Raw genomic sequence first — 8,084 nt, 5'->3', positions numbered from 1 at the left:
GCTTTTTTAATGTAAAAGGTTCTACTACCTCCTATTTTTCAAAACTCGATTTTTCAGGCAAGATACTCTCAAAAGCATCGTGTATTTCTTGCATTACTTTATCATAGTTTCTTATGTGTATATTATCGTTTAAACAAACCAGTTTATACGATTGTTCTCTAACAGCCTTAATTGCTTGTTTCGACTTTATAACCAAAGAAAACATCTTAGTATCTTGATACGTATTATACGGTATAAAGTTAGATTTACATATCTGCCAAGTCTTAAATAACTCAGGCGTGTAGTCGTTATCACTTCTAAATCTGTGTGTAGACATTCCTGTAAGTTCATTTCCACAGTGTTTCCAAACATCTTCAAAAGTAGACTTTAAAAAAGGCTGTGCGTTGTGTGGAGTACGAAGTGTTACAAATTTATTGTAGTACCTTAATAATTTTGTTATTCTTGCTCTTGAACCATACGAAGGGTGAAACCATTTATCGTGATCTCTTTTAAAAACTTCTTTCTTATCAAAATGTTTATTGATAAGTCGAATGTTATTTTTTAACATTTTCTCGAATTGAGAAATACCTGTATTGGTTCTAAAAGTGGCAATATCTTTCGGTAATCCATTTTCAAAAAAACGCGTTTCAGGAATATCATTTATGATAAAAAAGTCGTCGTTGAAATACACAAATTGCTCTGACAAATCAGGAATTTTGTGCATATAAATCTCAATTAAATTAGAGTTAAAAACTGGTAAATATTCCTCTGGAATAAAATCAGAATGACTTACTAAATTAATCTTAGGATGATTTTCATCTAACCATTCAGGTTTCTGTCCGCTAGTTACAAAATGAATTTTTCTAACCCAAGGAGCAAACTTCTCAACACCTCTAAACCAATATTTTAAAAAACCGTGATCACGAAAACGTGCTTCTGATTTTTCGTTAACAGAATTATCTATTTTATCAGAAAATTTTGAAAACTCTTTAATCCATTTAGGGTCATCCATATCAACCCAAGTAACCACAAAATCTATTCCCATCTTATACTAAAATTAAGTAAACTTTCTAGAGTTCAAAAGTACTTCTTTTTAAATAAACTCTCTAAATTAATGAAAAATATAGATCGTGTAATCTTAGCATACAAACATTAAAACAAGAATTATCCGTTATATTTGCACTTTATAAAACAACTCTGTTAAATGGATTTTATCTTACAACCTTGGCCTTGGTATGTATCTGGACCACTTATTTCGTTGATACTTTTCTTATTTTTTTACTTCGGAAAAAACTTTGGCGTATCTACTAACTTAGAAACCATGTGTACTATGGCTGGTGCTGGCAAAGTATCTGATTATTTTAAAAAAGACTGGAAAGAACGCGATTGGGCTATTGTATTTTTAGTTGGTTTATTAATTGGAGGATATATTGCAATTAACTTTTTATCTGCTGCACCAGGAGTTGATTTAAATCCTACCACCGTTAACGAATTAGCTGAATTAGGTTTTGCTGATGCTGGAAAAACGTATGTGCCAAATGAAATTTATAGTATAGAAAACATGTTAAACTTAAAAGGTTTTGCCATTTTGTTAGTTGCCGGAATTTTAATTGGTTTCGGAACGCGTTATGCTGATGGTTGTACCTCAGGACACGCCATTACAGGATTGAGTAGCTTTCAGTTACCTTCTTTAATTGCAGTAATTGGTTTTTTTATAGGTGGTTTAATTATGATTTGGGTACTTTTCCCTTTAATATTTGGTTAAGATGAAGAATTTGAAATTTTTAGTTATTGGTATAATTTTCGGAATTATTTTATCAAAATCAGAAGCTGTTTCTTGGTATCGTATTTATGAAATGTTCAAATTTCAATCATTTCATATGTACGGAATTATTGGTTCTGCCGTAGCTATTTCTACAGTGTTTATGTATTTCTTTAAAAGTGGAAAGATTAAAGATTACTTAGGTAACCAAATCAATATTAAAGAAAAGAAAAAAGGGTTTATTAGAACTTTAATTGGAGGAACTCTTTTCGGATTGGGTTGGGCGTTAGCAGGTGCATGTCCTGCTCCTATTTTTGTTTTGATTGGACAAGGAATAGCACCAATGATTATTGTACTTTTAGGTGCTCTTTTAGGTGCTTTTATTTATGGATTGTTGAGTAAGAAATTACCTCATTAATCTTTTAACAACAACGAGTCAAACACCTTTGAATTGGTATTATCAACCACTTTCCAATTGTAAATTTTAGAAAGTTGGTAAATTTTCGATAATTCTTCAAATAACCGTGTTTTAGCGTCTTTTTGTAATCGAGATACTGTAATTGTCGATTGAATCTTTTCAATAGCTTTAGCATTAAGCTTATTCAATTCTTGTTTAGAAAATGTATTGAACTGGCTCTGCTGTAAATCGAAATATTTAATATCGGGAGAGATGAGAATTTCTTCTTCTGGAATTTTATTGATGATGATTTGTTTCCCTACGCTATCTATCTGAATTTCTAATTTTGATAAGTCATAACCAACCTCAACCTTTGCATTCACAGAAAGCATTGCTTTTTTTTCAAACGTAAGGTATCCGTAAAAGTATTTTTTGGCATCTGAAAAGCTGTACATTTCAGAGAAATTTCCTTCTGAAACTACTAATTTACTCAGGTTCTGAATTCCATTTAAAACAACTTGAATTTCTTCTTGTTCATACTTTTCCTCCTTCTTTTCATACCAAAATTTTGCAATTAAAAATCCTAGTACAAAAACAGCAAGGTATTTTAGTAAACGCATAGTTTTCTTTTTCTATAAATATAAAAAAAGTAAATGAAAGTGAGATTTATGAAACCTTCTTTCTTTCTTCTTCCTCCTTTGGAAATGCTTGCTTATTGAATATGAACAATAACGCAACTCCAATAGTTATCCAAGAATCTGCTCCGTTAAAAATAGCATTGAAAAATGTAAAGTTTTCTCCTTGATAAATTGGGAAATACAACATATCAACTACTTTACCGTGAAATAATTCTCCGTAAGGATTATCAGAAAAAAGCGTAGCGACGTTGTGGTATGACGAATCGAAAATTACTCCGTAAAAAACAGAATCGATAATATTACCCACTGCTCCCGCTAAAATTAGTGATATTGCTATAATTACTGCTGTATGTGTTTTTTTCTTAATGGTTTGCCACAACCAATACACAATACCGGTAACCGCAACTATTCTAAACAATGTTAAAAATAATTTTCCTGCTTTACCACCGAATTCAAATCCCCAAGCCATACCGTTATTTTCGGTAAAATGGATTCTGAACCAATCGTTAAAAACAATGATTTCTTCTCCTAATTGAAAATGGGTTTTGATGTATATTTTACTTATTTGGTCAATTAAAATTGCCAAAACTACGGTAAGTATTGCGATGTATTTTTTAGACATTATCTCAAATTAATGGAAACAAAAATAAGAAAACTATTCTTATGTTTTTTACAGTTATATTACAGAAAAAAAGCCCCATATACTTTTCGTCATATTCGTCTTTATATAGTTTGAAAGAGGTAGTTTTTCTCAATCAAACTTAGCTTAATCCTTTCTTTTCACAGTAATATTAGCATGAATAGAATTTACGGTAAATATTTTGGATGATGATGAATTTTGGTTTAGAAATGGAGAAATTTTCTTTTTATCATTAACTAGAATTACTCCTTTATTTGTAGTTAGATCTAAATCCGTTTTAAATGCATCAGCAAATACATTTCCTTGAAAAAGATGCGCTTTTAAGTTTCCTGAAATGGTATTCAATTTTATGTTTCCTCTTTCAATATACACTTCTAAATCTCCCTCATAGCTTTTTGAAGTCACTCCTATAGTTTTACCATGGATTGTAATACGCTTATTTTTTGGAACTTTTATTACTACTCGAGCTCTTTCAAGTCTTCTGGTTATGTACTTTCTAAAAACTTCATCTTGATGTGGAGAGATATTCAGTTTAAAACTTACTTTTAAAATCTCATTTCCCTCATTAAAAAGGATATTATGTGTATGCGGATTTTCATCAAACAGAGTTACCTCTAACTGATTATTTTCAGAATTCTCCACTACAATATCATCTAATCCGCAAGTAAGTACTTCAAGTTCATGCACCAGCATACTTCTTTTCTGCACTACTTTTCCTTGGGAAAAAAGAAGTTGATTACTGACTAAAAATAATAAGAACACATATTTCTTCATACAAAAAAAGCCTCTTAAAAGAGGCTTTATATAAATTTTCAACGGTTTATTGTTTGCGTTTTGCTTCAATACTTAACGTAGCATGAGGCACTAATTTTAAACGCTCTTTTTGAATTAACTTACCAGTAACTCTACAAATACCATAAGTTTTATTTTCAATACGAACTAAGGCATTCTTTAAATCTCTAATAAATTTCTCTTGACGAATAGCTAATTGCATGTTTGCTTCTTTAGCCATCGTATCCGATCCTTCTTCAAACGACTTAAATTGCGGAGAAGTATCATCGGTACCGTTATCAGATCCGTTTTTGTAAGAAGCTTGTAATAATTTTAAATCTTCTTCTGCTTTTTCAATTTTCTTTAAGATGATTTCTTTAAATTCTTGTAAATCACTGTCTGAATATCTTATTTTAACATCATCCATAATGCTATATTTTTTCAATTAACATTCTACTTTTAATGGTATCAAACTCAATTTCTGTACCTTTCTTTAAATCATCAACAAAAACTAATTCGTTTGTTAATGTTTCTGCTTTAATGTAGTTTTCATTTGCCAATACCGATTCTCTTAAATCATCAGCTTGTAAAATGGTTAATTTTATTTTATCGGTTACTTCTAAACCTGTGTCTTTTCGTGCGTTTTGAATTCTATTTACCAATTCTCTTGCCACACCTTCTTTGCGTAATTCGTCGTTTATCGTAACATCTAAAGCAACGGTTAACCCTTCTGCATTTGCTACCAACCACCCTTCGATATCTTTTGATGAAATCTCTACATCTGCGGTTTCTAAAGTAATCATTTTATTATTAATTTCCACAGAAATTTCTCCTTCTTTTTCTATTTTGAAGATGTCTTCTTGTGTAAATCCTTGTATTTGATTCGCTATCAGCTTCATATCTTTACCAAATTTCGGACCTAAAGCCTTGAAGTTTGGTTTGATTTGTTTTACCAAAATTCCTGAAGCATCGTCTAATAACTCAATCTCTTTAACGTTAACTTCTGACTTAATTAAATCTGCAACTGCTAAAATTTCTTCCTTCTGAACTGCATCTAATACTGGAATCATTATTTTTTGTAATGGTTGACGTACTTTGATTTTTTCTTTAGCTCTAAGAGATAAAACTAATGATGAAATCGTTTGTGCATTTTCCATTTTACGCTCTAATGATTTATCTACTAAATCAGCATTATACTTAGGGAATTCTGCAATGTGTACACTTTCAAAATCCTCTACACCTGTAGCGTTTACTAAATCTTTATATAAACGATCCATAAAGAAAGGTGCTACTGGAGATCCTAATTTAGCCACCGTTAACATACATGTATACAATGTTTGGTATGCTGAAATTTTATCTTGTGCATATTCTCCTTTCCAGAAACGTCTTCTACATAAACGCACATACCAATTACTTAAATGATCTTGTACAAAATCAGAAATTGCTCTGGTTGCTTTGGTTGGCTCATAATCTGCATAGAATTTATCAACCTTATCAACCAACGTATTTAATTCAGATAAAATCCAACGATCAATCTCTGGTCTTTCGTTAATTGGAATTTCAGCTTCGCTATACGTAAAGTTGTCAATATTCGCATATAATGAGAAGAATGAATAGGTATTGTATAAAGTTCCGAAGAATTTACGCTTTACCTCTTCAATTCCTGCAATATCAAATTTTAAGTTATCCCAAGGATTCGCGTTTGAAATCATGTACCAACGAGTAGCATCTGGACCAAATTCTGCCAAGGTAGTAAACGGATCTACCGCATTTCCTAAACGTTTTGACATTTTTTGCCCGTTCTTATCTAACACCAATCCGTTAGACACTACATTTTTATACGCTACAGAATCGAACACCATTGTTCCAATTGCGTGTAAGGTATAGAACCATCCACGAGTTTGATCTACTCCTTCAGCAATAAAGTTCGCTGGGTAGCTTTCTTTAGTATCGATTAATTCTTTATTTTCAAACGGATAGTGCCACTGTGCATACGGCATAGAACCTGAATCGAACCAAACATCGATTAAATCGCTTTCGCGCTTCATTGGTTTTCCTGATGTAGAAACTAGGGTAATTTTATCAACTACATTTTTGTGTAAATCGATTTTATCATAGTTCTCTTCAGACATGTTTCCTACTTCAAAATCAGCAAAAATATCTTCAGTCATTACACCTGCTTCAACAGCTTTTGCGATTTCTGATTTCAATTCTTCTACAGAACCGATACAAATTTGCTCTGTTCCGTCTTCTGTACGCCATATTGGTAAAGGGATTCCCCAAAAACGAGAACGTGATAAGTTCCAATCATTGGCATTTTTTAACCAATTACCAAAACGTCCTTCTCCAGTAGATTTTGGTTTCCAGTTTATCGTTTCGTTTAAATCGAACATTCTATCCTTTACATCGGTTACCTTGATAAACCAAGAATCTAACGGATAGTATAAAATTGGTTTGTCGGTACGCCAACAGTTAGGATAACTGTGCACATATTTTTCAACCTTAAAGGCTTAGAATTTTCTTCTTTTAATTGAATCGCTAGTTCTACATCTACCGATTTTTCTGGTGCTTCGCCGTCTGTGTAATACTCATTTTTTACATACTTACCTGCATATTCTCCCATTTCTGGACGGAATTTCCCTTGTAAATCTACTAAAGGAACTGGATTCTCATTTTCGTCTAACACTAACATTGGTGGCACTTCTGGAGTTGCTTGTTTTGCAACCAACGCATCATCAGCTCCAAAGGTAGGTGCTGTGTGTACGATACCTGTACCATCTTCTGTTGTAACAAAATCTCCTGAAATTACTCTAAAAGCATTTTCTGGATTTTGGTATGGTAGAGCATATGGTAATAATTGCTCGTATTTAATACCTACCAAATCTTTTCCTATAAATTCTTTTACAACTGCATATGGAATTTGCTTATCTCCCTCTGCATAATTTGCTAATTCAGCTACATCTTCAACTTCATTAAACTTCTTTCCTGCAAATTGTTTACCTACCAGGTTTTTCGCTAACACCACTTGAATTGGTTCAAATGTGTATTGGTTGAATGTTTTTACTAAAACATACTCAATCTTTGGACCAACCGTTAATGCTGTGTTTGAAGGAAGTGTCCACGGAGTTGTTGTCCAAGCTAAAAAATGTACATCTCCTTCAACTTGTAAAAACTCTGGTAACGTTTCTTTGATTGTTTTAAACTGAGCTACTACTGTAGTATCTGTAACATCTTGATACGTTCCTGGTTGATTTAACTCATGCGAGCTTAATCCTGTTCCTGCTTTTGGTGAATACGGTTGAATAGTATATCCTTTGTACAGTAAATCTTTATCATAGATTTGCTTCAACAACCACCAAACCGATTCCATATATTTTGGTTTATAAGTAATGTATGGATCTTCCATATCTACCCAATATCCCATTTTTTCTGTTAGGTCGTTCCAAATATCGGTATAACGCATTACCGCTTTTTTACATGCTTCGTTGTATTCTTCAACGGTAATTTTTGTTCCAATGTCTTCTTTAGTGATTCCTAATTCTTTTTCAACACCCAATTCTACAGGTAACCCATGCGTATCCCAACCTGCTTTACGCTTAACTTGGTATCCTTTTTGGGTTTTATAACGACAAAAAATATCTTTAATGGCACGTGCCATTACGTGGTGAATTCCTGGTAAACCGTTTGCTGAAGGTGGTCCTTCAAAAAACACAAATGGTTCGTTTCCTTCACGTGTAGTAATACTTTTTTCAAAGATGTTGTTTTCTTCCCAATAGTTTAATATTTCTTCTGCTACTTTTGGTAAATCCAATCCTTTGTATTCAGTAAACTTCTTACTCATTTTGTCGGTTTATTAATTGAATGTGCGAAATTACGTATTTTCTTGTAATTGTTGAA

Annotated in this window: 7 protein-coding genes and 1 pseudogene; 2 read left to right on the top strand and 6 right to left on the bottom strand. The window is 32.3% G+C overall.

All coding sequences use genetic code 11. The annotated features are described in order from the left end of the window. Positions 1–31 precede the first annotated feature (31 nt). Positions 32–1,024 carry a Stealth CR1 domain-containing protein gene (locus OU788_RS03405; protein ID WP_274633850.1) on the bottom strand — a complete coding sequence of 331 codons (993 nt, stop codon included), beginning with the start codon at positions 1,022–1,024 and terminating at the stop codon, positions 32–34. Between the two features lie 159 nt (positions 1,025–1,183). Here OU788_RS03405 and OU788_RS03400 point away from each other — a divergent pair, with 159 nt between their 5' ends. Further along, positions 1,184–1,744, top strand: coding sequence for a YeeE/YedE family protein (locus OU788_RS03400; RefSeq protein WP_274633849.1), 561 nt, complete (start codon positions 1,184–1,186; stop codon positions 1,742–1,744). 1 nt (position 1,745) lies between these two features. Beyond that, a complete protein-coding gene (locus OU788_RS03395; protein ID WP_274633848.1) occupies positions 1,746–2,159 on the top strand; it encodes a DUF6691 family protein in 414 nt (137 codons plus the stop codon). Here the strand turns inward: OU788_RS03395 and OU788_RS03390 are convergent. From OU788_RS03390 to ileS, 5 genes and pseudogenes are all read right to left on the bottom strand, one after another. After that, complete coding sequence (locus OU788_RS03390) at positions 2,156–2,758, bottom strand: DUF4230 domain-containing protein (RefSeq protein ID WP_274633847.1); 603 nt, start codon at positions 2,756–2,758, stop codon at positions 2,156–2,158. The two genes, OU788_RS03395 and OU788_RS03390, sit on opposite strands and share 4 nt — an antisense overlap. Before the next feature lie 46 nt (positions 2,759–2,804). Further along, positions 2,805–3,398 (bottom strand): lipoprotein signal peptidase, encoded by a 594-nt coding sequence (locus OU788_RS03385; RefSeq protein WP_274633846.1) that lies wholly within the window; start codon positions 3,396–3,398, stop codon positions 2,805–2,807. A gap of 144 nt (positions 3,399–3,542) precedes the next feature. Further along, positions 3,543–4,190, bottom strand: coding sequence for a DUF4097 family beta strand repeat-containing protein (locus tag OU788_RS03380; RefSeq protein WP_274633845.1), 648 nt, complete (start codon positions 4,188–4,190; stop codon positions 3,543–3,545). A gap of 46 nt (positions 4,191–4,236) precedes the next feature. After that, positions 4,237–4,614 carry a TraR/DksA family transcriptional regulator gene (locus OU788_RS03375; protein WP_028892210.1) on the bottom strand — a complete coding sequence of 126 codons (378 nt, stop codon included), beginning with the start codon at positions 4,612–4,614 and terminating at the stop codon, positions 4,237–4,239. A gap of 4 nt (positions 4,615–4,618) precedes the next feature. Beyond that, positions 4,619–8,028 (bottom strand): annotated as a pseudogene (gene ileS, locus OU788_RS03370) (isoleucine--tRNA ligase). Positions 8,029–8,084 lie beyond the last annotated feature (56 nt).

It is taken from the genome of Tenacibaculum sp. L6, from assembly GCF_028823685.1.
Classification (GTDB): domain Bacteria; phylum Bacteroidota; class Bacteroidia; order Flavobacteriales; family Flavobacteriaceae; genus Polaribacter.
Note: the sequence above shows the minus strand (reverse complement) of the source record. Positions and strands in the feature narration are given on the sequence as shown.

What these genes read in the sequence shown, in the direction of transcription:
- OU788_RS03395 (WP_274633848.1), top strand. Translation starts at nt 1,746, where the DNA reads ATGAAGAATTTGAAATTTTTAGTTATTGGTATAATTTTCGGAATTATT.
- OU788_RS03405 (WP_274633850.1), bottom strand. Translation starts at nt 1,024, where the DNA reads ATGGGAATAGATTTTGTGGTTACTTGGGTTGATATGGATGACCCTAAA.
- OU788_RS03400 (WP_274633849.1), top strand. Translation starts at nt 1,184, where the DNA reads ATGGATTTTATCTTACAACCTTGGCCTTGGTATGTATCTGGACCACTT.
- OU788_RS03390 (WP_274633847.1), bottom strand. Translation starts at nt 2,758, where the DNA reads ATGCGTTTACTAAAATACCTTGCTGTTTTTGTACTAGGATTTTTAATT.
- OU788_RS03375 (WP_028892210.1), bottom strand. Translation starts at nt 4,614, where the DNA reads ATGGATGATGTTAAAATAAGATATTCAGACAGTGATTTACAAGAATTT.
- OU788_RS03385 (WP_274633846.1), bottom strand. Translation starts at nt 3,398, where the DNA reads ATGTCTAAAAAATACATCGCAATACTTACCGTAGTTTTGGCAATTTTA.
- OU788_RS03380 (WP_274633845.1), bottom strand. Translation starts at nt 4,190, where the DNA reads ATGAAGAAATATGTGTTCTTATTATTTTTAGTCAGTAATCAACTTCTT.